Here is a 25,129-nt window from a genome sequence, read left to right as displayed (position 1 = left end):
AACACCAGAGCGATGGGAGCCCGAACGGTGCTAACCGCCAATTACCTGGGGAATCAGCAGATCGGCATCCGTGAGGCGGATCCGTCGCCCCCGAGGGCCGGCCAGGTGCAGATCGAGGTCGCGTACACCGGAATCTGCGGCACGGACCTGCACATCCTCCACGGACACATGGACGCCAGGGTCAAGCCGCCCGCCATCATCGGCCACGAGATGAGCGGAGTCATCGCCGCCGTGGGCGACGGAGTTGCCGGGTGGGCCGCCGGCGACCACGTCACCGTCATGCCGCTGGACTGGGACGGCTCCTGTCCCGCGTGCCGTGCGGGCAACCAGCACATCTGCCAGAACCTCACCTTCGTCGGCATCGACTCCCCCGGCGCGCTCCAGGGCCTGTGGAACGTCGACGCCGATCTCCTGGTCCCCCTGCCCAAGACCCTCCGCCTGGACCACGCGGCCCTGGTCGAGCCCGTGGCGGTCGCCGTCCACGACGTACGGCGAGCCGAGCTCGTGCCGGGCGATCGCGCGGTGGTCGTCGGCGGCGGCCCCATCGGCGTGCTCATCGCCGCGGTCGCCAGGCACGAGGGCGCGGACGTCGTGGTCGTCGAGATAGACCCGCGACGCAGACAGGCCGCCGTGGCCATGGGGTTCCGCGTGCTCGATCCCTCGGCCACCGACCAGGTCGCATGGGTCGAGGAATGGACTCAGGGAGCCGGCGCGGACGTGGCGTTCGAGGTGTCCGGCGCGGCGGCCGCAGTCCTGGGCGTGACGGACCTGGTGAAGGTACGGGGCACGGTCGTCGTAGTGGCCATCCATCCACAGCCGCGGCCGGTCGACCTGCAACGCCTCTTCTGGCGCGAGCTGCGCCTGCTGGGCGCGCGCGTCTACCAGCGCGCCGACTTCGAACGCGCCGTCGAGTTGCTCGCCACGGGGGTGATCCCGGCCGGCGAGCTGATCACCGAGATCGTGCCGATCACCGGGACGGCGGACGCCTTCGCCGCCCTGGAGTCGGGGCGGGCCATGAAGATCCTCGTGAACGTCTCTGGGGGTACGGCATGAGCCGCGAACTCTTCGACCTGACCGGGAGCACGGCCGTCGTGACGGGCGCACGCCGCGGCATCGGCCTGGCCATCGCCGAGGCGCTGGCCAGGGCGGGCGCCGACATCATCGGTGTCAGCGCGGCCATGGAGCCGTCGGGCAGCGAGGCGGCGCGCCGCGTGGAAGCGGCGGGACGGACTTTCACGCCGCTCCAGGCCGACTTCTCCGACCGGGCGGCCGTCAGCGCGCTCGCCGCCCACCTCGAGGGGCTCGGTGTCGACATCCTGGTGAACAACGCGGGCACCATCGAGCGGGAGCCCGCCGCCCAGCACCCGATCGAGCTGTGGGACCGGGTCATCGAGACCAACCTCAACAGCCAGTTCGTGCTCAGCCAGGCCGTCGGCCGGTCGATGATCGAGCGAGGCCACGGCAAGATCATCTTTATCGCGTCGCTGCTGAGCTTCCAGGGCGGCATCAACGTGCCCGGCTACACCGCTTCCAAGTCGGCGCTCGCGGGGCTGACGAAGGCGCTGGCCAACGAGTGGATGCCGAAGGGCGTGAACGTCAACGCCATCGCCCCCGGCTACATCGCCACGGACAACACGCAGGCGCTCCGAGACGACCCCGAACGCAGCAGATCCCTTCTGGAGCGCATCCCGGCCGGGCGATGGGGGTCGGCGAGCGACCTCGGCGGTGCCGCGGTGTTTCTGGCGAGCCGCGCCTCCGACTACATTTCCGGCGTCGTGCTGCCCGTGGACGGTGGCTGGCTCGCCCGCTGACGTCCACGCCGCGTTGCTCGGCGGCGAACCCGTCGAGCGGTCGCGGAGGATCTCACGCGCAAGGAGATCCTGGACCGGTTCGTGCGGCCGCCCCGCCAGGCCGTCGACGGGCCGGTGGCGTCGCGGCTGCTGGTCAAGGATTGGACACCGCACAGGATGCGGCACGGCCACTCCACGCTGCTGGACGAGCTGGGGACGCCGGTGCGGTTGCGGGACGATCCGAAGAGGTCAGGCGCTGCGGCGGACGACAAGCGAGTAGTCCGTGACGGCCTCGGTCGGGTGCTCGGCCGGGCCGTCCTGGATACGCTGGGCGAGCAGGTCGATGGCTGTTTCGGCGATCTGCCGGCAGCCCGGGTCGATGGTGGTGAGGCTCGGGTTGGAGTACGCGGAACCGGTGACGTTGTCGAAGCCGACCACGATGTCCTCAGGGACTCGAATGCCGCGCGAAGCGAGGATGTGCAGTGCCCCGAAGGCGAGTGTGTCGTTGAAGCAGAACACGCCGTCGATGGGGACGCGGGAATCGAGCAGCCGAGTCATCTGAGCCGAAGCACGGTAGTTGTCACCGGAGGGGCTGCGGCAATCACGCTCATGAGCCGGCGACTGACCCGGAGGCAAGCAGGCCGGGCATGGACCAAGCGTCAGCCTGACCCAGCCCAGGCAGCCTGATCCGCATGTGTATCTGCGCAACAAACACACCTTGATCGGTCTGCATCACATTCCAAAGGTTTCCTTGACATCTGATCGTGATTGACCCAGGATTCCAAGCATGTCTTTGGAATCCTGGAGGAAGCGGCCACGACGGGTACTCGACGACCCGGCCGCCATGCGGGCATTCGCCCATCCCGTCCGCCTGGCACTGCACGAGCTGCTGATGCGGGCCGGCGCCACAACCGCCGCGGACGCCGCCCGCGAGGTCGGCGTCAGCCAGGCACTGGCCTCCTACCACCTGCGGCAACTCGCCAAGTACGGCTTCGTGGAGCAGGCCGAGGCACGCGACGAGCGGGAACGGCCGTGGAAGGCGACATCACTGACCCAGGAGTGGTCCGACGCCGAGTCCACCCCCGAGACCTCGGCCGCCCGCGGCCTGCTGGAACAGGTCATCGCCGAACGAGCGCTGTCACGACTGGCCGAATGGCAGGAGCGCCGCACGGCCGAGCCGGACGCGTGGCGGAAGATCGGCGGGATCGGCAGCTCCTACCTCTACGTCACACCCGACGAACTCGCCTCGTTCGACGCCGCGTTCAATCGGCTGCTGGAGCCACTGATGGCGCGGATCGCCGACCCGTCCGAGCGGCCGGAGGGGGCCCGGCCCGTCCTGCTGGCCACGCTCCTGGTTCCGCTCCCGACCACCGGCACCGGTGACTGACACCAGGGACGCCACCTTGCCGGGAGAGGAACCGGCGGGGGAGGCCACGAGCGCTCTGGCGAAGTCGACCGAGGAGGCGCCGGGCGGGATCCGGAGCCTCCTCGGGAAGAATCAGGACTACCGGCGACTACTCACGGCCGGGCTGATCTCCCAGACCGGCGACTGGGTCATCAGCACCGGCCTGGCCTACCACGTCTACGTACTCACCGGATCCACACTGTCCAGCGCCACCATGCTGCTGGCCGCCCGGTTACCGGACGTCCTGCTCGGCTCACTGGCGGGCGTGCTCGCCGACCGATTGGACCGCCGCAGGCTGCTGGCGATCACGGACGTGCTGCTCGCGCTGGGGCTGCTGCCTCTCCTGGCAGTACGTGAACCGGGCCAGGTGTGGATCGTCTACGCCGTCGCCTTGTGGACAGGCGTGCTCAGCACAGTCCTGTTCCCCGCCCAGAAAGCCCTCGTGCCACAGATCGTGGCCGCCTCGCAGCTCGTCAGGGCCAACGCATTACACGGGCAGACCGGCCAGGCCGCCAGACTGCTGGGAGCGCTGGCGGGCGGGGTCGCGGTCGGCGCGGGCGGGCTGGCTGCCGTCGTCTGGATCGGCGTGGCCGGCTTCCTGATCTCCGCACTCCTACTGGCACGCCTGCGGACGCCGGCTCGACGCGCCACGGCCGCGACGACAATGGGCGGGCAATGGGTCTCCGGGCTGCGGCTGGCCAGAACGAACCGCGGCGTGCGCCTGCTGTTGGCATACATGGTGATCACAGGGCTGGGCGAGGGCATCTTCGCGACGCTCGCGGCGCCGTTCGTGGCCAACGTGCTCGGCGGAAAAGGGGACGCCTACGGGCTGTTCCTGTCGGCGCAGGCAGTCGGCGGGATCGTCGGCGGTCTGGCGATCGCCGCCCGCCCGGGGAACGCCACCCCGCGAGCGCTGTTCGGATGGGGAACGGTCGTCTTCGGCTTGGCCGACCTGGCGCTGTTCGCCTACCCACTCCTGACGCATGAGCTATGGCCGGCCATCGCGCTGATCGCCCTGGCCGGGCTACCGGCCGCGGCAGCGATGGCGGGACTCACCACATTCGCCCAAACGGCCACCAGCGGCGACCGGTTAGGCGCGGTCTTCGGGCTCCTCATCAGCGCACAGGCCGCCACGTCGCTGCTCGGGATGGCGCTGGCGGGCGTGCTCGGCGAACGGCTCGGCATTGTCCCAACGCTCTGCCTGCACGCCGGCGGGCTGATTACGGCGGGACTGCTCGTCGCGGTGAAATCAGAACGTCATACCCATTGACCCGCGATGACGTGTGCTTATACCGCCCTCTTCGCGATTCGCTATCTAACGTCTTCTCTGATCTCGAACCGATCTCTCGGTTCCTCAAGATCACATATGGAGTTCGAAGACACCCTTTTACCAGTGGAGCAACCGCTGAACCGAGACGAACTCCTCATGCTCCTCGACACAGCAACAGGAGCATGCAGAGCGGCCCGCGCCGCTCTCGCCGACAACGGCCAGGTCACCATCTGGGACGGAGACGTGCCAGCGTCCGAACTGGCCACGACCTACAGGCGACGGCTCCGCCTCACCACGAAACAAGGTGCCCAAACCCGGGCCCTTCAGCAGACGGTCGACACTCTCAACAGCCTCGATCAATCCCCAATCCGGCTCCGCTCCATCACCTCAGCCGACCGAACCTGGACCTACATCCTGTTTCTCACACCGGACACCACCAAGGTCATAGCCTGCACTGGAGTTCGCCGGAGAGGATCCGAGGATGACTGAACTGACCGACATGAGCGAGCGCGAATACTTCAACCAGTTCGCCAGGCGCACCGGCATGTTCATCGGCCGCCCATCGCTGAAGGGTGTGACCGCCTTCTTGATCGGCTACGACCAAGCTGCTCGCCGACATGGCGGACCCGGGCTCGACGGCTGGCGCGAATGGCTGATGGCCCGCCATCAAGTCGGCACCAACCTCGTCTGGGAGGCCCAGATCCAGCAGATCGCCCTCGGCGAGGCAGGAGTCAGACCGGACCTCACTCCGGAAGAGGAGACCCAAGTCACCGACGTCCTCTTCGACCTGCTCGACAAGTTCCTGGCCGACCAGGAACGAGCCCGCCAGAACCCGCAGACCTGAGCAGAACCGCACCCACTGATCGGAATGCGCGCGAGCTCGTGACCCACCCGCGGGCTTGGCCGATCCGATCGCACAGTCACGGGTGACATAAAGCCTGCCTATGTGACAACTACCGTGCTTCGGCACATGCGCAGGCCGACCCAACTGACGTCCGCCATCTATCGTTCACAGCCGCCAACTACAGATCACAGGCACATCATCGCAACGGCGCCGTCGGACTGATGCCACTCCGTGGCGATCCCGACGCGCCGCTTGTCGAAGGGGATGCCGTTCGCCTCGAGGCGTTCCACGTACCCGTTGAACCGCAGTGACGCAGCACTGATCGCGCGGCCGCGACGCACTACCTCATAGACCGCAATCGCCGACATCGACCCCAACCCCTCCGGCGGCGGCGGCGGTGTTGGCCATCGTGACGTGATCGACCGGACCGTCGAAGATGCGGTCGCCCAGCAGCACCAGCGGCCGGGCTGTTCACCCAGCGGTTGCCGGCCGGCGGCGCGGCGACCCTGGGCTCCTCGCTGGTGGTGCTGGCCGGCGGGCTCGCGTTGCGGGCCCGCCGTGCTGTTCAGCGTCCAGCTCTGACCGCTTAAAGGTAGCCGCGGGCGGCGTAGTCGTAGCTGTCGTTGAAGCGGACCCAGGCCTTCTTGCCCTCGAAGGGCTCGAACTGATCCGGCTGCCACTTCTTCTTGTTCTTCAGGAAGTAGGTGGCGGCCTCGCAGCCGCCGCGCGCCCAGAACGAGGAGACCTTGTCCCGCCAGTAGGCAGTGAAGTTGAACTTCTTGCAGTTCGCGGCGGAGGCCCGCCACGCGCCCATCGCGCCGCGCCAGTACTGGTGCTCATAGACGCAGTAGTAGCCGGCCGGGCAGGACTTGGCGGTGGCCGCCAGCACCACGCGGACGTCGCCGCCCTGCCACGAGATCTCGTTGTTGCCGACCTTCGTCCCGCCGGGGAACGCGGCCATGTAGGCGTCGACCCGGGCGCTGCTTGAGGCTGCCTGGGCCGGGAGCGCGCCGCCGGCGATGACACCGGCGCCGATGACGATGGCGGCCACTCTCATGAAACTCATTTCGTCTCCCTCTTCGTGTGGTGAACAGGAAGATAGGCAGGCCGATGTTGAGCCCGTGTTGAGTGCGTGTTGACCCCGCTCGGGTCAGTCCGCGGACAGGAACGCCAGCGCCTCGCGGAGCATGCCGCGGGCGTGCTGTTCGGGCAGTCCATGGCCGGCGACCCAACCGAGTTGAGATGGGCACGGCGGGTACCGCTGGCCGTTGAGGCTGTGCTCGTCGTGCTGGGCGCAGTACTCCTGGTGATGCTCTCGTTAGGAGTGGGCCGGGTCCCCGCAAGGGCTCAACCCAGGGGGCGTTCTTCGCGTGGCTGCTCTTGCTAGCCCTCGCCCCCGTCCCTCACCGGCACCGTGTCGCGCCACAACGAGCTGCCGTTGTGATAGCGAGCCGCCCGGACTTCACGAGCCCGGCTGTCTCGCCACCCTCCGAACGTGTTCGACATCGCTTGCGCCGCTGGTGGCGCTCGCTCAGCGCCCACCACGGCGTTCGCTACCGGATGTGGACCCGCGGGCTGCCGATTGTGCGGATCGGCACAGCGTGAAAGGCTCGACGCCGGGCAGGTGGCGGGACCATTCAGCGGCGGTGAGTGTACGGCCCGCGCGTGCGCACACGGTCGCGGCCACGTGCCGCTCGTCCACGTCATGCACGCGCACGGTGCCGTCGACGGCGGCGGTGTGGAGTTTCGTGCCGTCCGCCGAGAACGCCACCCACCCGACGCCGACCTCATTCAGGCTCCGCTTACCGTCGAAGACGATGCCCAGCGGTTGCCGGCTCGGCACGTCCCACAACCGCACGCGCATGCCCTCCTCGTACGAGGCGATCGTGCGCCCGTCAGGTGACCAGGCGAGCACGGCGGCCTCGCTGCCCGGCACCGCGGAGAACTGGGCGATCCGGGTCCTGACGTCGCCGTCCCACAACGTGAGCCGGTCCGGGCCGGCGAAGGCCACCTGACGGCCGTCCGGGCTGAAGGCGAAGGGGCCGTCGAGCTGGCCGGTCCCTGGCGCGGGAGGGCGGGTGGCGCCCATCGCGGGATCGATGAGCTGGAACGGGTTCCCGGTCACCAGCAGCCGTCCATCGGGGCGGAAGGCCACGTAGCCCGCACCGCGCCCGGTCTTCGCCCGTGCAGATCCCCGTTCAAGGTCCCACAGCTCGACGCGGCCGGGCTCTCCATCACGTGACACGGCCAGAGTGCGGCCGTCCGGGCTGAACGCCAGGGCCTGCGCGCCCTGCCCGCCGTTACCCGTCAGCTTGAGCCTGGCCGACACCTCGCGCCTGGCCAGATCCACGATGGAGATCTTGTCGCCGCCGGCCAGGGCGAGGCGGCGGCCGTCGGCGCTGAAGGCCGTCGCGGCCCCCGTGCCCGACCAGCCGACCGGCGCGATCAGCGGCCGTCCCGTCGCCGTGTCCCTGACGTCGATCCTGTCCATGTTGACCTCGGTCAGCACGCGCGCAGAAGGGTCCAGCACCACGCTAGTGCCGTCGCCGGAGGTGATCGGCCGGTCGAACACCATCGCAACGTCCTCGGTGTAGACGACGCCGCGGTCGCTCAGAAAGCGGACGGCCCGGCCGGCGAGGTCGAAGCGGAGTTGGGCGACGAAGTCGGGCATGGCCCGCTGGTACACCGTGGTGAAGCTGGAGCGCCGCTGTAACTTCAGCGCGCTCTGTCCCGCCCAGGCGGCGATGAACTCGTCGCCGAAGGCGAAGGCCACATCCGTGGCATATTCGTCCTCCTCGCCCATCACCTCCTGCCCGGACGGCAGCTCGAACACGCGCAGCCTGCTCTGCTCGTTCGAAGGCAGAACCTCGACGGTCACCAGCATCCTGCCGTCGTCACTGAAGGCGACATCGTTGACGACGCCTCTGTCCGGGCGAATTGACGGTATGCGCGTCCTCTTGCCACGGCGAAGGTCCCACAGCTCCGCCGTCGTGCCCTTGACCGCGTAACCGTAGCGGCCGTCCCTGCTGATCGCGTTGATCGCGGCTCCTGAGGGGGCGGTGAGCCACTTACGCGTGGCGACGTCCCACCATTCCTGCAGGGCTCTACCGGGGAAGGCCAGGTAGTGCCCGGACCTGTCGAACTCCAGATCGCCGCCCCACTGCTCACCGGTCCTGCGCGGGATGGGATCGCCGAGCGGCCGGCCGGTCCGCGTGTCCCACAGCCGTGCGGTCTTGCCGTCCATGAGGGCCAGGGTGTGCCCGTCGGGGGCGAGCGCGGCATGGAGCACGCCCGTGCCCACTCCCGAGAGCGTGCCGATCCGCCGCTTGCCGGGAACGTCCCAGATCCTGGCCGTGCCGCCGCTCACCGACACGAGCGTGCGCCCGTCCTGGCCGAGTGCCTGCACCGTGTCGGCCGTGTAGTCGGGGTCGGCGAAGACGGAGGTTGTGCTCTGCGAGAGCGAGTCGTAGAGCGCGCCTCGGACCTCGGGCAGTCCCGGGCTCAGCCGCCAGCCGGCCACGCTCAGCAGCATCGCGGCCTGGGGGTCGCTCTTCCGCAGGTCGGCGGCGCGCAGCGCGAGCGCCTGCGCCAGCGCGTTGTCACGCTGACTGTTCGACTCCCTGCGCAGGTATTCGGCGGTGCCGAACCCGCCGAGCGCGGCCACGAGCAGCACGGCCAGGGCGGCCGCGACCAGGCGGCGCCTCCTGGCCCTCGTGCGCGCCTGGCTGGCCGCCGCGTCCAGGAACTCGCGTTCGCGCCGCCCCAGCGTGAAGTCCTTGCGTGCGGTGGCAGCCCATTGGAGCATCCTGTCGAGCGCCGAGCCGTGCAGCAGGTCGGCCGGTTTCCTGCCATGTGACTCCCACAGCGCGGCGGCGTCGGCGAGCCGCCTGTGCAGGGGGAGCCCCTCCCGGTTGCCCGCCACCCAGTCGCGCAGCCTGGGCCAGGCGTGCAGCAGGCCGGGCGCGGCCAGTTCGCACGCGGCGCCGGTCGTGGTGACCAGGCCCGCGGCGGCGAAGACGCTGAGCATGCCGTCCACCGCCTGCGTGTCCGGCAACTCGTCCCTCTCGACCGTCCGGACCGAGTCGCCGTCGATCATGCGCAGGAACACCTCGGGTACGCTTGCCCGCTCCGCCTCGGTCAACTCGCCGTACAGCTCCTCGGCGATCGCGCCCAGATCTGGGGCGGCCTCGCTCCTGAGCGTCCCCGCCAGCGTGTCGCCGCGGGAGAGCAGGTCGCCGGCGCCGTCTCCGAGCAGCCTCAGCAACACCTCGCCCGCGGCGGGCCGGTCCGCGGGATCACGCGCGAGCGCCGCGGAGACGAGCGGCCCCAGCGGCTCGGGTAGCCCGCGCACGTCTGGCTCGAACTCCAGCACCCGCCCGATGACCGCGACAGGCTCATCCGCCTCGATCGCGTCCTTGCCCCGCGCCGCGAACAGCACCACCATCGCCCACGCCCACAGGTCGGCCGCCGCGTTCGCGGTTCGCCCCTCGAACACCTCCGGCGGCATGTAGCCCGGCGTGCCCATGATCGGGCCACTCGCCGTCGGGCCCACCTCGCGTGCCACGCCGAAATCGATCACCCGCAGCCCGTCAGGGCCCATGATGATGTTGTCGGGTTTGAGATCGCGGTGAACGATGCCGGCCTGGTGGATGGCGGTCAGCGCGGTCGCCGCGCCGACGGCCAGGCGGCGCAGCGCGTCCGGCTCGTACGGCCCCGACCCCGCAACCACCCGCCGCAGGCTGGGCCCGGGCACGAACTCGCTGACGATGTACAACGGCACGGAGTCGACCTGTGCCTCGATCACCTTGGCCGTGCAGAACGAGGCCACCCGCTGAGCCGCCGCCGCCTCCTTGGCCAGCCTGGCCTGCGACTCGGCGCTGTCGAACCTCGGCACCTTGACCGCGACCCGCTCCCCCTCCTCGCCATAGGCCTCGTAGACGACGCCCTGGCCGCCCTCGCCGAGCCGGCCTGCAAGCCAGTAACGGCCCAGACGCCGTGGGTCAGAAGGAGTGAGAGGATCCATCAAGTCTGCCATTCTGTTCGAAACACCCCGCGAAGCGGAATTGGGTTCCTCCATGGAGAAGAACCCCATGATCCTCACTGCTGACCGGTCACGGGCATGGTCACCGCCATGGCGGGCTTGTTGTTGTTCAGGACTTCCAGCAAGGGGCGGTGTTCCCGGCTTCGTAGGCTCGCAGGCAGGGCTGCGACCGGATGCCGTGTCGGCGGCGGCCGTGTGGCGCCCGGCCCCTGCCCGATCAAAGCTCGACGTCCCCGTCGTCGGGGCCTGCGTTCTGCCGAGCCGGATGCTGGGTGTCGCGGGCGGCCTTTGAGGCGCGGCCCACCGGTCGCCTCAGGCGCGTTGTGCGCCCCTGGCGCGCTCAACTGATCTTTTGCCGCATGTGCTGCTCCCTTTCAAGGATCGATGGATGTCTGCACCATCGCCTGCGGCGTGTGGAGATTTTGTTGAGAATGCGTTGATCCTGGCCACGCTGCCGGGGCTGGAGAAGGCGTCGCGGACGCTGGCCCGTGCCGCGCGGGTGCTGATCGAGCGGCACGGTCTCAAGGGATATTTCTCATAAGACAGAGCCGCCGCGCGGACTCCGGCCATGGTACGGAATATCACCACACGACTTTGGTGGAGGAAGGATCTTGATGGCGCCTCTGGCCCCCTCCGACCCGCACCGCCTCGGGCGTTACTGGCTGGCCGGGCGCCTGGGCGAAGGCGGTCAGGGCGTGGTCTACGAGGCGTACGGCGACAACGGTGAGCGGGTCGCGGTCAAGGTGCCCAGGTTCGACAGCGCGCAGGCGCGGGCCAGGCTGGCCAAGGAGGGTGCGGCGGCCGAGAGGGTGGCCTCGTTCTGCACTGCGCGGGTGATCGAGGCCCGGGTGGACGTGCCCGTCCCGTACATCGTCAGCGAGTTCGTGCCGGGGCCCAACCTGCGGCAGGTCGTGACCGAGTCCGGGCCGCACCGAGGGGACCGGCTGCGCCGCCTGGCCATCGGCGTGGCGACAGCGCTGACCGCCATCCATCGGGCAGGGATCGTGCACCGCGATCTCAAGCCTGACAACATCATCCTCGGCCCCGACGGCCCGCGGGTGATCGACTTCGGGGTGGCCAGGGAGGTCGGGCCGACGACGAGCGGGCCGCTCATGGGCACCCCCGCCTACATGCCGCCTGAGGTGCTCGCCGGGAGTGGCGCCACTGAGGCGGCCGACCTGTGGGCCTGGGCGATGGTGGTGCTCTTCGCGGCCCGGGGAAGCGACGCGATCGCGCCGGGCGAGCCGATGGCGGTCGTCGGCCGCGTGCTCGCCTTCGAGCCTGACACCGCCGGGCTGCCCGACCCGCTCGGCCCTCTCGTGGCCGCCTCGCTCGCCGCGGACCCCGCTGCCCGGCCCGCCGCCAAGGACGTCCTGCTGCGTCTCGTCGGTGAGGACGAGAGCGAGAGCCACGACCTGCTCACTTGGGGCAGCACGCAGGCGGGAACACTGCGCGGCCCGGCCGAGCCCGACCTGGGCGCGATCGCCGAGGAGCTCTACGGCCTGCTGACCGAGGCGGAGCGCGCGAGCACGCCCGAGGTCTTCCTGCGGATGGTCGACGGCGACACGCTCAGACCGGTCGCCAGGGACGAGTTGCCGGAGACGGAGGCCGTCGACGCGATGCTGGCCGTGTTCGCCGCCGCCGGCCTGGTCGCGAGCACCGGCACGGCCTACGAACTGGCCAGGCCCGGCCTCCTCCACGCCTGGCCCAGGCTCCGGGACTGGGTGGCGGGCAACCGCGAGGGACTGCCCGTGCATCGCCGCCTCGCCGACGCCGCCGCCGAATGGGAGTCGCACGGCAGGAGACCCGCCGATCTCATGCACGGCTCGGCCCTGGACCGGACGCTCCACTGGGCCGCCGCCGAGCGCAAGGACCTCACGCTGGCCAGGCGCGAACGCGAATACCTCGACGCCGCCTCCCGGCAGGCCCGCAGGCAGTCCAGGCGGCGCAACCTGGTCGCGGCCGCCCTGGCCGTGCTGCTCGTGGCCGCGCTCGGCGGGCTGGGCACGGCCGAATACCTGCGCAGGGAGTCCAACCGGCAGCGTGACGACGCCCGTTCCAAGGAACTGGTCCTGCGCGCGGCCGACCTGAGGGAGGTCCAGCCCGAGCTGGCGCGGCTGCTCAGCGTCGCGGCCTGGCGGCTGAGCCCGGAACTGCCGGAGACGCGCGGCGCGCTCTACGACTCCGTGTCGCAGTCCACGGCACGCATCTCGGGCGACGCCTCGATCACCGACGCGGAGGTGCGGTCGCTCAGCCACGACGGCCGCACGCTCGTGGCGGTCGGGAGTGGTAGGGCCCAGATCTGGGACGTCTCCAGTTGGCGGCGCCTGCGTGAGTTCTCCGGGGTCGACGAGAACGTGGACAGGGTCGCGCTGAGCCCGGACGCCCGCGTCATGGCCGTGCAGGGCCGCAAGGGCGTGCGGCTGTGGGACGTCGGCGCGGGCCGCCCGCTCGGCGGCTGGTTCGCCGCCAAGGCCGGGGAGTACTACGTGTTCGGCAGGCTGGAGTTCGACCGGACTGGGCGCCTGCTGAGCGTCCCTGTCGGTCCGACGAGCGAGCAGTTATGGGACGTCGCCACCCGTCGGCGGCGCACCGCGCCGTCAGGGGCGGCACTGACCGCCATCAGCGCAGACGGCCGCCTCGGGTTCGCGGCCACGGGGTCGGGCGAGCGGGCGGAGCTGTGGGACCTGCGCCGCGGCGTCCGCGTGCGCGCCTCCTGGCTGCCGCGCGCCGGGAGCGTCCTCAGGGCCAGGTTCAGTCAGGACGCACAGGAGCTGGCCATCGTCGAAGAGGTGCCGGGCTCGGAGCGGCCCAGGGTGCGCGCGTTCCACCTGGACATTGGGTCCACCTGGCTGACCGACGACGGCGAGGAGGGGCAGGCCGTCGACTACAGCTTCGACGACCGTTTCGTCGCCACCTGGGCTTCGACGGCAGAGGTGGCGGTACGGCGGCGGGCCAATGGGCAGATCGTGTTGCGAGTCGAGCTGCCGGACTTCGTCAGCGAGGTCCGCCTCGACGCCAAGGGCCGGGCACTGCGCGTCCTGACCGACAGCGGCACCGTCCACACGATCGACGTCGCCCACCTCTTCGACCGCTCACTCACCGATCACGCACTGGACGACCTGCATCCAGGCCCCGGGGCACGGGTCCTGGCCGTCAAGCGGGCCGGGATCCTGAACCTGCTGGACACGGCGTCGGGCCGGCCGCTGGTCCCGGCGATCAAGACGGACGACACCGGAGCCGTGATGGCGTTCAGCCCCGACGGCAGGCGGCTGGCCACCGCCGAAGGCACGACGGTCCTCGTCATCGACACCAGCTCGGGCAAGGTCACGGCGCGGTACCGGCTCGCCTCCAAGGGGGCGGCGACGTCCGACCAGGTGGTCTTCAGCTGGGATGGTCGGACAGTGGCTGTCATTCCGTCCGGATTCGACGGCCAAATGCCGCTGGAGTTGCTGGATCTGGAGCGCGGGTCGTCCAGGGTCACCACGATCTCGGGCCTCGGGCCGATGAAGTTCCTGCCGAACGGCGGGCTGATCATGTCGTTTCCCGAGGTCAGGATCGTCGATCCGGTGAAGGGCCGGCCCGCCGCCCCGGGGGCCGCGCCCGTCGCGGACACCTTCGCCGTGGCCGCGGACGGCAGCAGGATCGCGCTCAGTCAGCCTGACGGGATCTCTCTCTGGGACGGGGAGCTCAAGACCCGGCTCGGCTCCTTCCCTTACGCCCCCGACGGCGACCCGCAGATACTCGCCTGGTCGCCTGACAAGAGCATGATCGCCGGCTTCGAGAGCGGCGCGCGCATCAAGCTGTGGGACGTGGCGAGCAGACGTCCCCTGGGCGTGGTGTTCGACGGGCTGGGCGGCAACACGAACGGGCTCTGGCTGGAGTTCTCCGCCGACGGCAGGAAGCTCGTCAGCCTGACGGACGACGGGACGCTCCGCACGCACGACATCGACGAGCATCGCGTGGTGGGGACGGTGTGTGAGCGGGCCGGGCGCGGGCTCACCGCCGAGGAGTGGCGCACGTATCTGCCCGAGATCGAGCCCTTCCACCTGTGCCCTTAGCTTGTCTTGACCTTGCTCGATGCGGTGCAGCCCGGCGCAGGCTCGGCGCCGCGCCGAGGGAGCTGTAGCCGGCATGGCAAGCCCCACGGGATCACACGGTCTATACGCCTGGAGGAACACCGCGAGAATGTACGCCGGGTGGCGCTGTACGGCGTATGCGAAGCCGCCTGCGCTGAGATCGCCGCAGAGGTCGAGAGGAACGCTGCGCTGACCCCGTCCTGTCAGGGTGCCCTTCGTGTGCCACCGACCTGGGTTAGCGGGCTCAACAAATCCTCAACACAATCTCAACGCATGAGTTCCTATCGTCCATGACATCGATCGGTTCAGGTGAAGGGGGAACGGCATGGGGCACATGGTCAAGACATTCGGGGCGCTGGCGATCGCGGGCGCAATGGGGGCGGCCTTGCTGAGCGGATCGGCCGCGGCGTCGGCCGCCACGCTGCCCGGGTGCGGCGGACCGAGTCCGGTCAACGTCGACGACGGCTGGGGCGTCATGCGAGGGTCGTTCAACCTCAAGACCGCTCCGTACGCCGCGTGCGGGAACGTCACCAAGCTCCACGCGGGCCAGGTCCTGTACTTCCACTGCTGGACGCGGAACAAGTACGGCAAGCACTGGGTGTACGTCCGCGTCAAGGGCACCGGGACGCACGGCTGGATGAGCAAGGACAACCTGCGCACCATCAGGAACACCCAGAGGCAGGACTGCGGCGTCGAGGAGCACCGCGACTTCATCTGACGGTTCGGATGAGCTGGGGTGGGCGAGCCCGCCGCAGCTGCTTTGCCGACCGCCGGGAGCCGGCACACGGACGTGTGATCTGTCCCGGTCTGCTTGCAGATCGGGCTCAGCGACTGCTGATGGTCGCGGCCAGTCTTGTGATCCCGTCCCTACCCACCGCGCCTGAAAGGCCGTCACGCCTCCAGGCCCGTGACGGCCTTTCAGGAAAGCGCGGCGCCGCAGCGGTTGCTGCCTGATGTCGATGGAGAGATGAGCTGTGGCGGAGGTCCCGGACGAGGGCGACGGGAGCAGGCGGGCTCGGCTGCTCATGGAGAGGGTGCATCTCGGGGAGTTGGCCAGCGCGGCCGATGCCCTGAGCGCAGAGCGAGAGGCCATCGCCATCTACCGACGGCTGGCCGCGGTCTCCCCCGAGCTCTACCTGTCTGAGCTCGCCACCTGCCTGACCAGTCTCGGCGTGACCCTCTCCGAGCTCGACCGGCATGGCGAGGCGTTGAACGCCGAGCAGGAAGCGGTCTCTGTCTACCGGCGCCTGGCCGCGGCCTGCCCCGACGGTTACCTGGCCGACCTCGCCGATGCCCTCATCAACCTTGGGACGACTCTGGCGGAGCTGGACCGGCCGGCCGACGCCCTGAGCGCCGAGCAGGAAGCGGTAGCCCTCTACCGGCGCCTGGCCGCGGCCTCCCCCGACGGTTACCTGGCCGACCTCGCAGAGGTGCTCGCCGACCTCGGCGTGACCCTGACCGAACGCGGCCTGCCGGCCGAAGCGCTGCCCCTGGCGGAAGAGGCGGTCACCATTTGCCGGGAGCTGGCCGCGGCCTCCCCTGAGCGGCACCGCGCCGGCCTCGCCCATTGCCTGGCCAGCCTCGACGTCGTCACCTCGGCGCTCGGCCGCGAGGAGCAAGCACGCCGATCACGGCCGGCGCCTCGGCCGACTGCCGGCGACGGCCCCTGATCAGGTCCCCAACAACCCAAGAGAGGACGAAACATATGCGTACAGCGATCACCCTTCTGGCCGGCGTCACACTGGCCGGCGCCCTGCTGCCGGTCCCCGCCCAGGCGGCCACCGCATCCAGCGGATCCGTCGTCGAGCTCAAGAACCTCGCCACCGGCATGTGCCTGGCGATCGGCCGCGGCGAAGCACGCAAGGCCAAGCCCGCCATCCAGTGGCCGTGCAACGGCGGGCAGGAACAGCAATGGCTGATGTCGTCCGACGGATACCTGGCCAACGTCGCCACCGGCATGTGCCTGGCGATCGGCGGCGGCGAAGCACGCAGGGCCAAGCCCGCCATCCAGTGGCCGTGCAACGGCGGGTGGGAGCAGCGCTGGAAGCCCAAGCGGCTGTTGCGAATCAAGGGCGTCCCGGAAGACCAGCTCCGGGCGTATCACTTCATGAACGGCGCGACCCAGATGTGCCTGGCGATCGGTGGCGGCCAAGCCCGCAAGGGCAAGTCCGCCATCCAGTGGCCGTGCAAGAAGGGAGGGAGCGAGCAGGCTTGGCAGATCACCAAGGTCGGCTAGCTACTAGTGGAGCAGTATCTCGACATCGCGCTGCGGCTGGCCGACCGGTTCCTGATCCTGGACGCCGGGCACGTGGTCCGCACCGGCGACGCTGATGAGCTGCACCGCGAGGACGTCCGCCGCTTGCCGGCGGTTTAGATGAGTGCCAGGAGGGCGCGGGCGTTCGCGCCGCCCTGGTGGTCGCCGGTCTGCTCGAAGACCTCCAGCGCCGCGCTGGCCAGCTCGCGCGTACGCTCGGCCGCGCCCTCCGCCCAGTTGACCTTGGCCAGCGCCAGCAGGGCGTGCGCGTCGAGCAGCCGGTCGCCGAGGCGCACGGCGATGCCCCTGGCCTGCTCGGCGGCGGCCCTGGCGGCCGCCTTGGCGCCCTGCGCCAGGTGCACCGCGGACAGCTCCAGCAGCGTGTCGGCCTGCCGGTGCCGGTCGCCCAGCTCGGCCAGGTGCCCGACGGCGGCCCGCAGCCGGGCGGCTGCCTCGTCGAGCCGGCCCGCGCGGCGCAGCACGAGGCCGAGCACCTGCTCGGCATCGGCGGCGTCGCGCTCGTTCTCCGCGGCCTCCAGGCACGTGAGCAGGGCCCGCTCCGCCTCCTCCAGCCGTCCCAGCTCCAGGTGCACGCGGCCGAGCCGGCGCCTGGTGTGGTTGACGTCGCGGCTCCTGCCTGATTGCCCGGCCTGGCGCAGGAACATGGCCAGCGCCACCCGCAGCTTCGCGTGCGCGCTGTCCCATTCCCGCTCGGCCAGGTGCAGGTCGCCCTGGTCCAGCAGGGCGAGCGCCTCGCCCCGGTCGTCGCCCGCCCGGCGCGCCGACTCCAGCGCCGGCCCCGCCACGGCCCGCCAGTCGTCGAGGAACCGGTGCCGCTCCAGGAACGGCACCAGCAGGTGCGCCAGCCGCCAGCACCCGTCGTCCAGCCCCGCCGCGTGCAGGTCGGCGACGAGGCTCACGAGGAACGCCCGCTCAGCCGCCAGCCACTCCACGGACTCCCTGATGTCCCTGGTCGCCACGGCCGTGGCCGGATCGCCGGACACCAGCGAGAACCGCGACGCCCGCACCCTGGCCTGCACCACCTCCGACAGGGTCGCCAGCACGCCGGGCACCGGCTGCTCGCGGGCGAACAGCCGGGTCAGGCCGTGCAGCCGGTAACGCACCTGGCCCGCCACGTCCACCCCGTGCGTCTCCAGCAGGCCGGCGTCCACCAGCGCCTCCGCCTGCCCGCCCAGCCGCTCGGTCACCCAGTCAGCGAAGTCGGGCGCGGACAGCGCGCCGAGCCCGCGCAGCGTCAGCTTGGCCGCCTCGGGCAACCCGTCGAACCCGATCGCGAACACGCTCCGCACCGTCAGATCGCCCGCGTGCAGCCGGTCCAGCCGCTCGTGCTCGTCCTCCAGCAGCCCCACCAGGTAGTCGACGGTCCACTCAGGGCGGGCCGCCAGCCGGGAGCCCGCGATGCGCAACGCGATCGGCAGGCCGCCGCAGAATCGCGCCAGCCTGCGCAGAGCGTCGTCCGCGGCCCGTCCCGAGCTCCTGACCAGCAGCTCCAACGCCTCGGCGTCGTCGAGCACGCCCACCGACAGCCGCAGCGCGCCGGTCAGGCCGCCGAGCGGGGAACGGCTGGTCACAACCGTCGGGCACGCGCTCAGCAGTGGCCGCACCTGCGCCTCGCCGGTCGCGTTGTCCAGCACCACCAGCAGCCGGCGGTTGGCGGTGTAGGTGCGGAACAGCCGTTCGCGCTGCCCCGGCGACGCCGGTATCGCCTGCGCCGGACAGCCCAGCCAGCGCAGGAAGTCCTCCAGCACCGCCGCTGGGGTCGTGGTCTCGCGCAGGTCGGCGTACAGGATGCCGTCGGGGAAGCGCTCACGTCGCAGCCACGCCGCGTGCGCGGCCAGCGCCGACTTGCCCGCCCCCGCCTGGCCGTGCAGCACGACCAGGCCGCCTATCACCCGCTCCAGCAGGTCCGCGCGGCCGGTGAAGTCGGTCATGTCGGGCGGCAGCAGCACCGGCGGCCCGGCCGAGACGTGCAGCGACACGTCGTCGTACAGCATGCGGTGGTAGAGCAGCTGCAGCTCCGGGTCGGGCTCGATCGCGTGGCCGCCGTCGAGCTGGTCGCGCAGCACCGCGTACGCCGCCAGCGCGTCCACTCGGCGGCCGCTGCGGTAGAGCGCCAGCATGTACTGGCCGCGGAAGCGCTGCCACATCGGGTGCTGCTTGGTCAGCTGCCTCAGCTCGGCCAGCAGCTCGCGGTGCCGGCCCGCGTCCAGGTCCGCCTGCACCCTGCGCTCCAGGGCGAGCAGCCGCAGCTCCTCCAGCTCCTCGCGCAGCAGCCGGGTCTCCACCCAGCGCTCGCCCTCGGGGTCCAAGTCCGCGAGGACCTCGCCCCGCCACAGGGCCAGCGCGTCCTCGTACGCACCCTGGTCCACGAGCAGCCGGAACCGGTCCACGTCCAGGAGGCCGTCGCCGAGGTTGAGCACGTACGAGCCGGACACGGTCGTGATCACGTCCGAGCCGATCAGCCGGCGTAACTGGCCCACGTAGCCGCGGATCAGGGAGTCGGACCGGTCGCCGCCCTCACGCGACCACAGCAGCCGGCGCAGCCGCTCGGCCGTCAGCGGGCGACCGGCGTTCAACAGGAACATCGCCAGCAGGTCGCGGTGCTTCGGCACGGTCGGCGTGCGGTCCCGCCCGTCGCCGTCGCGCACTTCGAGCGGCCCCATGATGCGAAATTCCATGCGATCTTCCTTCTCGGGGGAGATGTCGATCAGAATGGCATACCTGATCGCTCCTCTCACTCCTGCCGACCCGCATCGGCTCGGCGACTACTGGCTCGCCGGGCGGCTGGGCGCAGGCGGCCAGGGCGTGGTCTACGAGGCGTACGGGCTCGGCGGCGAGCGCGTCGCGGTCAAGGTGCCCAGGTTCGACAGCGCCAAGGCCAGGGCCAGGCTCGCCAAGGATGGTGTTGTTGGTGTGCCGCTAACCGACGTGTCATGGGCCGCCAAACCTTGAAGATCCCTAGCCTGACCTTCTGTAATGCCGAAGCGCCTGACGCGGATCTATGGGCATGGAACGTCCGCCGCTCGGCATGGATGAACTCATCGACCACTGGACTGTGCTGAGCGATGAGGTTGGCCTGGTCAGTGCGAAGCAGGAAGGCACTCGTCTGGCCTTTGCGCTGCTGCTGAAGTACTTCACGCAGCACGGGCGCTTCCCTCGCGGGCGGGCGGAGTTTCCTGATGAGGTGGTCGACTGCGTCGCGAAGCAGACCAAGACATCGGCCAGCAGCTTGGGCCTGTACGACTGGTCAGGCCGGACGATCCAGCGTCATCGCATGGTGGGCGTGGCATCGTGCCAGAAAAGGATCACAAGCTGCCGAAGAACAACAGTGCTCGCCGCATCGCCGCGCAGCAGGGCATCGAGTACACGGCTGCACGGCTGCCTTGAGGATGCTCCAAGGCCCAAATGAGCAGCCAATCCTGGCTGCCGATTGCCAGATCCGGCTGGCTGAGGCGTTCCAGGCGGCGGGATGACCCGTCGAGATCGAACCGACCCCGAGATCGGCGGGCGACTGCTCTACCCCGGACCGGCCGGGTGGCGACCAGCAGGCCTTACGTCGAGTTTGATCATGATCCGGACGGGCCGGGCGTGGATGTGACGAAGGTTCCCGTCATGGCGATCACGGCGCCACTGAGCCAGACAGCGGCCTTCATGCCGGTCTTCCCGCCACCACGCCGCCCTCCGTTGCGGTGGCCGAGCCGCCGGTGAGCGTGGGACACGACCAGCACGCCGAGCGGATGCGTGCCCTGGCCGCCTACGTGGACCGCACCGGCGGCTGAAAGGGCTCAAGGCCGTGCGGAATCCTGAGGGCCGGGAGCGGGCGCGGGGGGCGGGTCCTTGCGCAGGCGTGCGCTGATCTCGTTGCCAAGCACGGCGGTGAGCGGGCCGCTCGCGGGTGTGCCGAGGTGCTCGGCGAGCACGGTGCCGTAGAGGTCTGCGGCGGTCTCGACCAGCTCGCACAGGGTGGCGGTGGCCGTGCGCGCCCGGACCACGCCGGTGCCGAGCAGCACCGCGCCGATCAGGAGCGCGGGCCACCACAGCACGCACAGCGCGCCGTACAGGACAGCCCAACCGGTCAGGGTCGCGGCGGAGGCGCAGGCCGCCTGCGCGGTGGCGATGTCGGCGCGGAGCTGTTCCGGCAGGACGGTCCACAGCCGGGGCCAGACGACGGTCAGGTCGAGGCCGTAGGCGCGCCGTACGCGGACGATGCTGGCGCGCCAGCGGTCGCCGATCCACGAGGGCCGGGCCGGGGCCTCCAGGGCGATGGCGTCGCGGCGGGCCAGAGCGTCGGCGATCTCTGGGCCGGCCACGACCTCCTCGGCGGCGCCCGCCGCCTGGATGGCCTGCGCGACCAGCGCGTCGGCCCGGCGAGCCGCCCGTTCCCACCGCCACCGCCGCCACGCGACCGCCCAGCGGGCGGGCGAACGGCTGCCGCGCGCTAGCCAGAACCTGCGCACCAAGCCGCCGATGCCGGTTGCCGCGAGTCCGGCCGCCGCGCTGCCGATGAGCGTCGCGGCGAGGACGGCCACGACCAGGCTGGTGCCGTGCGGCCCGGCGGCCCACCGGGTGACCCAGTCGACGGCCGGCCCGAACCGCAGCGCGTCGCGGTGACCGAGACGCACGGCCACCAGCGCCGTCGCCAGCCACAGGACGCCCGGCAGCACGATCAGGCGCAGCCATTGCTCGGCGGCTTTCTGGCCTAGGGCGTCGAGGAACCCGGTCACCTGCTGATGACCTTGACCGCTGCCAGCGGGTCGGTGGTCAGCGCGCAGACGGGCGGCCGGCCGTCGCCGCCCGGTTCGACCCGGCCGCACGGGCGCGCGTGCGGGCAGCGCCACGCGTGGACCTCGCGGACCCCGGCCACGGCGGCGGGCAGCGGCTCGAAGCGCCGGGTCCCGGTGGTGACGCCGTCCAGGCCGGCGGCTGCGGCGGCCGCGTCCATGGCGTCAAGCAGCGGCGCGAGCGCGTCGAGAGCCGCGCCGACGCGTACGGCTCCGATCAGCTCGTCCCACCGGGCGGCGGGCAGACCGCCTTCATCGAGCGCTTTACGTACGCCCGGATCGTGGTCGAGGTGCGCGCACAAAATGGCGACCCGATTGGCCGACACGAGACCTCCTTCCATTAAGGAGCGGAATCAGCGTACGGCACGCAACAATGACCGATGTGTCGTCTTCCGGCAAACGCGACCGGCCCAGAATCGGATGCAGCTTCAATATTCTGTGGACGCCTATTCTCGCGGCGGCGGTCACCGCTTTCCTGGGCGGGCCGTGGTGGGTGCCGCTGAGCTGTCTCGCCATTCTGGTTCTGGGTGGCCTCTGGTCCCTGCCGGTGACCGGTGTGCTCGGCTACCTCACGTGGGGCACCTGGTGGATGGCGGCCCCCATGGCGGCCTTGGCCACCGACACGGCCATCCGCATCTGGATGCAGCCGTGGCGGCTTCTGCAGCGCGGTGAACGTTCGTTCGCCCTCTATCACCGCACAGGCAGGCGGAGGCAATTGCTGCGGGCCGTCGAAAGGTTCAGGCGCGCGCTCGCGGTGGCGAGGCCGTACGACCCGAACCGGGCCCTTTACGCCAGCGATTACGTCGGCGCGCTGGTCGCCCTGCACGCCCGCGAGGACCGGCCCGACGTCTTGGAGTACGCCGAACGCCTGGGCCGGGAGACTCTGGAATCCCTCCCCTCCGGGCATCCGCACCGGGTCCCGTGCCTGAGCAGCCTGGGCAGCGTGCTCCTGGCGCGGTACGAACGCGAGGACGACCGCGCATTGCTGGAGGAGCACGTCCGGCTCTGCCGCCAAGCGGTCACCGCGCCGGACCGCGCCGGCCAGGATGCGGCGCTGCTGGCCAATCTGGGCGCGGCGCTGATTTTGCTGTACCAGCGGACGGAGAACGCCGAGACGTTGCGGGAGGGCCTGCGGGCCTGCCGTGACGCGGTGGCCGCCGCCGAACCCGGCCCCATGTACGCGCATCTCCTGACCAATCTCCAAAGCGCCCTATCAGCCTCCTATGCGATCAATGGTGAGCTGGCGATGCTGGAAGAGGCCGTCGCAGTGGGCCGCGAACAGATCGCCGCCTTCCAGGCTCATCGGTTGATGGCCGATACGATCCTGGCGAATCTCGCGGGCACGCTCCTCTTGCTGTTCGAGAGAACGAGGCGTCCCGCGTTGCTCGACGAAGCGGTCGGGATGGCGCGCCGCGCCCTCGCCGCGTGTCCTCCTGATCATGCGGAGCGGGACAAGTTCCTTGCCGGGCTCGGCCGTGTGCTGTTGCTCGCGACCGAGATCGGGGACCGCCGGGATCTCGCCGACGAGGCGGTGCGGACACTGAGCGAAGCCCTCGCGGTGCTCCCCGCGGGCGATGCGCGGCGGGCCGATCGCCTGGGCGACCTGTGTGCCGCTCTGGTGAAGGCGTTCGCCGTTCACGGAAGACCGCAGGACCTGCTCGAAGCGGTGAAAGCGGGTCACGAGGCTCTTGCGCTCACGCCGGACAACGACCCGGACCGCGTGCTGACCTTGGTCTACCTGGGAGGAGCTCTGCGGGCGCGGTACGAGCACAACGGCGACGCTGCCGACCTGGCCGAGTCCTGCCGCGCCCATGCCGAAGCGGCCGGGAGCGCCTCCGGGCCGGTGTCCGTCAGGGTCAAGGCCGCGTGGAGGGCCGCCGAGCTGTACATCCGCGCGCGGGACCACCGCGCCGCCCTGGCGATGGCGGAGCTGGCGGTGGGCCGGATCCCGCTGATCGCGCCGCGGCGGCTCGGCCTCTACGACCGCGTGCACCGCGCCGTCGACCTAGCGGGGCTGGCCGCGACGGCGGCCGAGGCGGCGATCGGGGCCGGCGAGCCCGGCCGGGCCGTCGAACTGCTGGAGCAGGCTCGAGGCGTCGTCCTAGGCGGAGTGTTCGACACACGCGGGGGTTTCACCGAATTGCGATCCCGCGCTCCGGGCCTGGCGCGGGAGCTGGACGACCTGATCCGGGCCATCGAGCGCGCGGACCAGGATCCGGACGCGGTGCCCCTACCCGCCGCACGAAACCCCCAGCCTCCGCCCGCCGCGCGGGGCCACGACGCTCTGAGCGAGCTGCGCACCCGGCTGGACCGGCAGTGGGACGAGCTGCTGGCCCGCATTCGCCGGCAGCCCGGGCTGCGGGACTTCCTCCTCCCGCCGCCGATCGGACGGCTCCGCAGGCAGGCGGCCGAGGGGCCGATCGTCTACGTCATGGCACACCGCGACCACGGCAGCGCTCTGATCGTCACCGGCGACCAGAGCTCGCCGGTCATCGCCGTGGACCTGCCGCTGCTCACCCAGCAGGCGGTGGGCGAACGCGTCGAGGCGCTACGGGCCACGCAGCTCGCCGCGACCGCGCCGGGCGCGGTCAGCCGGCGGCGGCAAGCACAGCAGGACACCTTCGGCATCCTCGCCTGGCTGTGGGACGCCGTCGCCGCGCCGGTCCTCGACGCCGTGGGCCTCACCGGCCCGCCGGTCGACGGCGGGCGGTGGCCGCGGATCTGGTGGTGCCCGGTCGGTTCGTGCGCGTTCCTGCCGCTGCACGCCGCGGGCCGGCATGCCGACGGCGGACACGACAACGTGCTGGACCGGGCGATGTCCTCGTACACGACCACGATTCGCGCGCTCGACCACTCCCGGAGGTTCCGGCTCGACGCGCGCGCGGCGCCCTCCGCCCTGGTCGTGTCCGTACCTGACGCTCCCGGCACCGCGCCGCTGCCCGGTGCGGCCGCCGAAGCCGACCTCCTCGAGCGCTTGCTGCACGCCGCGACGGTGCTGCACGCGCCGGATCGCGCCGCGGTCGTCTCTGCCCTGCCGGACCACGAGATCGCGCATTTCGCCTGCCACGGCGTCGCCGACCTGCACGCGCCCGCCGACAGCCGCCTCCTGCTGCACGACCACCTCGAGCGTGCGTTGACGGTCAGCACCATCAGCCGCCTGCGCCTCAGCCGCGGCGAGCTGGCCTACCTGTCCGCGTGCAGCACGACCGACACCACCGCGCGCCACGCCGACGAGGCGGTGCACGTGACGGCCGCCTTCCAGCTCGCCGGCTATCGGGGCGTCGTCGGCACCTTGTGGCCGGTCAACGATCGGGCCGCCGTGGCCATCGCCGAGAGCTTCTACACCCATCTCGCCCGGCCGGGCACGAACATCCCCGATCCGACCGCCGCCGCGACCGCCCTGCACCGCTCCATCCACAAGCACCGGGCCCTTTACCCCGCCCTGCCCACGCAATGGGCCTCCCACATCCACCACGGCCCTTAGGGCCCGCCACTCGGCCCAGGACTCCCGAAGCTACGCCCAAGGGCGAAGTAGCGGAATCCGCTGCACGCCCTCAGCTTCTTGCCCTTGGTGATCACGAGTTTGGTTGCGATCTCTCGCAGACTGAGGCCTTGGTCGCAGACTGCAACGTCCGCAGCAGTCC

22 protein-coding genes are annotated in these 25,129 nt (G+C 70.8%); 15 read left to right on the top strand and 7 right to left on the bottom strand.

Going from position 1 to position 25,129, the window contains the following annotated elements; translation table 11 throughout:
• Positions 1-27 precede the first annotated feature (27 nt).
• Both ACTWPT_RS42930 and ACTWPT_RS42925 read left to right on the top strand, forming a co-directional pair.
• Positions 28-1,053: a zinc-dependent alcohol dehydrogenase gene (locus ACTWPT_RS42930; protein ID WP_443183297.1), complete on the top strand. Its 1,026-nt coding sequence runs from the start codon at positions 28-30 to the stop codon at positions 1,051-1,053.
• Positions 1,050-1,811, top strand: a complete 762-nt coding sequence (locus ACTWPT_RS42925) for an SDR family oxidoreductase (RefSeq protein ID WP_443183296.1) — start codon at positions 1,050-1,052, stop codon at positions 1,809-1,811. Before ACTWPT_RS42930 ends, ACTWPT_RS42925 begins: the two co-directional genes overlap by 4 nt.
• Before the next feature lie 228 nt (positions 1,812-2,039).
• On the opposite strand, the gene ACTWPT_RS42920 is transcribed toward ACTWPT_RS42925, so the two are convergent.
• Positions 2,040-2,507, bottom strand: coding sequence for a substrate-binding domain-containing protein (locus ACTWPT_RS42920; protein ID WP_443183295.1), 468 nt, complete (start codon positions 2,505-2,507; stop codon positions 2,040-2,042).
• Positions 2,508-2,577: 70 nt separating this feature from the next.
• Between ACTWPT_RS42920 and ACTWPT_RS42915 the strand changes: the two genes are divergently transcribed.
• The 4 genes from ACTWPT_RS42915 (at position 2,578) to ACTWPT_RS42900 (ending at position 5,309) form a co-directional block, all read left to right on the top strand.
• Entirely contained in the window at positions 2,578-3,177 is a 600-nt protein-coding gene (locus ACTWPT_RS42915) for a helix-turn-helix domain-containing protein (protein WP_443183294.1), read from the top strand.
• Entirely contained in the window at positions 3,170-4,465 is a 1,296-nt protein-coding gene (locus tag ACTWPT_RS42910; RefSeq protein WP_443183293.1) for an MFS transporter, read from the top strand. Before ACTWPT_RS42915 ends, ACTWPT_RS42910 begins: the two co-directional genes overlap by 8 nt.
• 96 nt (positions 4,466-4,561) lie before the next feature.
• Positions 4,562-4,954 carry a hypothetical protein gene (locus tag ACTWPT_RS42905; RefSeq protein WP_443183292.1) on the top strand — a complete coding sequence of 131 codons (393 nt, stop codon included), beginning with the start codon at positions 4,562-4,564 and terminating at the stop codon, positions 4,952-4,954.
• The gene (locus ACTWPT_RS42900) at positions 4,947-5,309 is read left to right on the top strand and encodes a hypothetical protein (RefSeq protein ID WP_443183291.1); all 363 of its coding nucleotides are present in this window, start codon (positions 4,947-4,949) and stop codon (positions 5,307-5,309) included. Before ACTWPT_RS42905 ends, ACTWPT_RS42900 begins: the two co-directional genes overlap by 8 nt.
• Positions 5,310-5,494: 185 nt before the next feature.
• Here the strand turns inward: ACTWPT_RS42900 and ACTWPT_RS42895 are convergent, their stop codons facing one another.
• The 3 genes from ACTWPT_RS42895 to ACTWPT_RS42885 all read right to left on the bottom strand — a co-directional run bounded on the left by ACTWPT_RS42895 (position 5,495) and on the right by ACTWPT_RS42885 (position 10,332).
• The gene (locus tag ACTWPT_RS42895) at positions 5,495-5,677 is read right to left on the bottom strand and encodes a hypothetical protein (RefSeq protein WP_443183290.1); all 183 of its coding nucleotides are present in this window, start codon (positions 5,675-5,677) and stop codon (positions 5,495-5,497) included.
• 218 nt (positions 5,678-5,895) lie between these two features.
• A complete protein-coding gene (locus ACTWPT_RS42890) occupies positions 5,896-6,375 on the bottom strand; it encodes a peptidase inhibitor family I36 protein (protein ID WP_397117064.1) in 480 nt (159 codons plus the stop codon).
• Between the two features lie 465 nt (positions 6,376-6,840).
• Positions 6,841-10,332: a protein kinase domain-containing protein gene (locus ACTWPT_RS42885; protein ID WP_443183366.1), complete on the bottom strand. Its 3,492-nt coding sequence runs from the start codon at positions 10,330-10,332 to the stop codon at positions 6,841-6,843.
• 406 nt (positions 10,333-10,738) lie between these two features.
• Between ACTWPT_RS42885 and ACTWPT_RS42880 the strand changes: the two genes are divergently transcribed.
• The 6 genes from ACTWPT_RS42880 (at position 10,739) to ACTWPT_RS42855 (ending at position 16,803) form a co-directional block, all read left to right on the top strand.
• Positions 10,739-10,891, top strand: a complete 153-nt coding sequence (locus ACTWPT_RS42880) for a hypothetical protein (protein WP_443183289.1) — start codon at positions 10,739-10,741, stop codon at positions 10,889-10,891.
• Positions 10,892-10,964: 73 nt separating this feature from the next.
• Entirely contained in the window at positions 10,965-14,411 is a 3,447-nt protein-coding gene (locus ACTWPT_RS42875; RefSeq protein WP_443183288.1) for a protein kinase domain-containing protein, read from the top strand.
• A gap of 343 nt (positions 14,412-14,754) precedes the next feature.
• On the top strand, positions 14,755-15,147 hold the full coding sequence (locus ACTWPT_RS42870; protein WP_443183287.1) for a hypothetical protein: 393 nt from the start codon (positions 14,755-14,757) through the stop codon (positions 15,145-15,147).
• Between the two features lie 256 nt (positions 15,148-15,403).
• A complete protein-coding gene (locus ACTWPT_RS42865) occupies positions 15,404-16,099 on the top strand; it encodes a tetratricopeptide repeat protein (protein WP_443183286.1) in 696 nt (231 codons plus the stop codon).
• 35 nt (positions 16,100-16,134) lie between these two features.
• Entirely contained in the window at positions 16,135-16,665 is a 531-nt protein-coding gene (locus ACTWPT_RS42860) for an RICIN domain-containing protein (RefSeq protein WP_443183285.1), read from the top strand.
• A gap of 6 nt (positions 16,666-16,671) precedes the next feature.
• Entirely contained in the window at positions 16,672-16,803 is a 132-nt protein-coding gene (locus tag ACTWPT_RS42855; protein ID WP_443183284.1) for a hypothetical protein, read from the top strand.
• Here ACTWPT_RS42855 and ACTWPT_RS42850 read toward each other — a convergent pair.
• Positions 16,800-19,382 carry a BTAD domain-containing putative transcriptional regulator gene (locus ACTWPT_RS42850; protein WP_443183283.1) on the bottom strand — a complete coding sequence of 861 codons (2,583 nt, stop codon included), beginning with the start codon at positions 19,380-19,382 and terminating at the stop codon, positions 16,800-16,802. The genes ACTWPT_RS42855 and ACTWPT_RS42850 overlap by 4 nt on opposite strands.
• 34 nt (positions 19,383-19,416) lie before the next feature.
• Here ACTWPT_RS42850 and ACTWPT_RS42845 point away from each other — a divergent pair, with 34 nt between their 5' ends.
• Both ACTWPT_RS42845 and ACTWPT_RS42840 read left to right on the top strand, forming a co-directional pair.
• Positions 19,417-19,656 (top strand): hypothetical protein, encoded by a 240-nt coding sequence (locus ACTWPT_RS42845; RefSeq protein WP_443183282.1) that lies wholly within the window; start codon positions 19,417-19,419, stop codon positions 19,654-19,656.
• Between the two features lie 55 nt (positions 19,657-19,711).
• A complete protein-coding gene (locus ACTWPT_RS42840) occupies positions 19,712-20,113 on the top strand; it encodes a DUF4158 domain-containing protein (protein WP_443183281.1) in 402 nt (133 codons plus the stop codon).
• Positions 20,114-20,489: 376 nt separating this feature from the next.
• Here ACTWPT_RS42840 and ACTWPT_RS42835 read toward each other — a convergent pair whose 3' ends face one another.
• Complete coding sequence (locus ACTWPT_RS42835; protein ID WP_443183280.1) at positions 20,490-21,428, bottom strand: hypothetical protein; 939 nt, start codon at positions 21,426-21,428, stop codon at positions 20,490-20,492.
• Positions 21,425-21,811 (bottom strand): hypothetical protein, encoded by a 387-nt coding sequence (locus ACTWPT_RS42830; RefSeq protein ID WP_443183279.1) that lies wholly within the window; start codon positions 21,809-21,811, stop codon positions 21,425-21,427. The genes ACTWPT_RS42835 and ACTWPT_RS42830 overlap by 4 nt, the downstream gene beginning before the upstream one ends.
• Before the next feature lie 47 nt (positions 21,812-21,858).
• Between ACTWPT_RS42830 and ACTWPT_RS42825 the strand changes: the two genes are divergently transcribed.
• Positions 21,859-24,969 (top strand): CHAT domain-containing protein, encoded by a 3,111-nt coding sequence (locus tag ACTWPT_RS42825; RefSeq protein WP_443183278.1) that lies wholly within the window; start codon positions 21,859-21,861, stop codon positions 24,967-24,969.
• The last annotated feature ends 160 nt before the right edge of the window (positions 24,970-25,129 follow it).

The sequence above is a fragment of the Nonomuraea sp. 3N208 genome, from assembly GCF_052245935.1.
GTDB lineage: Bacteria > Actinomycetota > Actinomycetes > Streptosporangiales > Streptosporangiaceae > Nonomuraea.
This window is presented reverse-complemented; position numbering and strand designations above follow the sequence as displayed.

What these genes read in the sequence shown, in the direction of transcription:
- ACTWPT_RS42900 (WP_443183291.1), top strand. Translation starts at nt 4,947, where the DNA reads ATGACTGAACTGACCGACATGAGCGAGCGCGAATACTTCAACCAGTTC.
- ACTWPT_RS42845 (WP_443183282.1), top strand. Translation starts at nt 19,417, where the DNA reads ATGGCATACCTGATCGCTCCTCTCACTCCTGCCGACCCGCATCGGCTC.
- ACTWPT_RS42875 (WP_443183288.1), top strand. Translation starts at nt 10,965, where the DNA reads ATGGCGCCTCTGGCCCCCTCCGACCCGCACCGCCTCGGGCGTTACTGG.
- ACTWPT_RS42885 (WP_443183366.1), bottom strand. Translation starts at nt 10,332, where the DNA reads ATGGATCCTCTCACTCCTTCTGACCCACGGCGTCTGGGCCGTTACTGG.
- ACTWPT_RS42870 (WP_443183287.1), top strand. Translation starts at nt 14,755, where the DNA reads ATGGGGCACATGGTCAAGACATTCGGGGCGCTGGCGATCGCGGGCGCA.
- ACTWPT_RS42915 (WP_443183294.1), top strand. Translation starts at nt 2,578, where the DNA reads ATGTCTTTGGAATCCTGGAGGAAGCGGCCACGACGGGTACTCGACGAC.
- ACTWPT_RS42825 (WP_443183278.1), top strand. Translation starts at nt 21,859, where the DNA reads ATGACCGATGTGTCGTCTTCCGGCAAACGCGACCGGCCCAGAATCGGA.
- ACTWPT_RS42850 (WP_443183283.1), bottom strand. Translation starts at nt 19,382, where the DNA reads ATGGAATTTCGCATCATGGGGCCGCTCGAAGTGCGCGACGGCGACGGG.
- ACTWPT_RS42890 (WP_397117064.1), bottom strand. Translation starts at nt 6,375, where the DNA reads ATGAGTTTCATGAGAGTGGCCGCCATCGTCATCGGCGCCGGTGTCATC.
- ACTWPT_RS42925 (WP_443183296.1), top strand. Translation starts at nt 1,050, where the DNA reads ATGAGCCGCGAACTCTTCGACCTGACCGGGAGCACGGCCGTCGTGACG.
- ACTWPT_RS42880 (WP_443183289.1), top strand. Translation starts at nt 10,739, where the DNA reads ATGTCTGCACCATCGCCTGCGGCGTGTGGAGATTTTGTTGAGAATGCG.
- ACTWPT_RS42905 (WP_443183292.1), top strand. Translation starts at nt 4,562, where the DNA reads ATGGAGTTCGAAGACACCCTTTTACCAGTGGAGCAACCGCTGAACCGA.
- ACTWPT_RS42895 (WP_443183290.1), bottom strand. Translation starts at nt 5,677, where the DNA reads ATGTCGGCGATTGCGGTCTATGAGGTAGTGCGTCGCGGCCGCGCGATC.
- ACTWPT_RS42840 (WP_443183281.1), top strand. Translation starts at nt 19,712, where the DNA reads ATGGAACGTCCGCCGCTCGGCATGGATGAACTCATCGACCACTGGACT.
- ACTWPT_RS42860 (WP_443183285.1), top strand. Translation starts at nt 16,135, where the DNA reads ATGCGTACAGCGATCACCCTTCTGGCCGGCGTCACACTGGCCGGCGCC.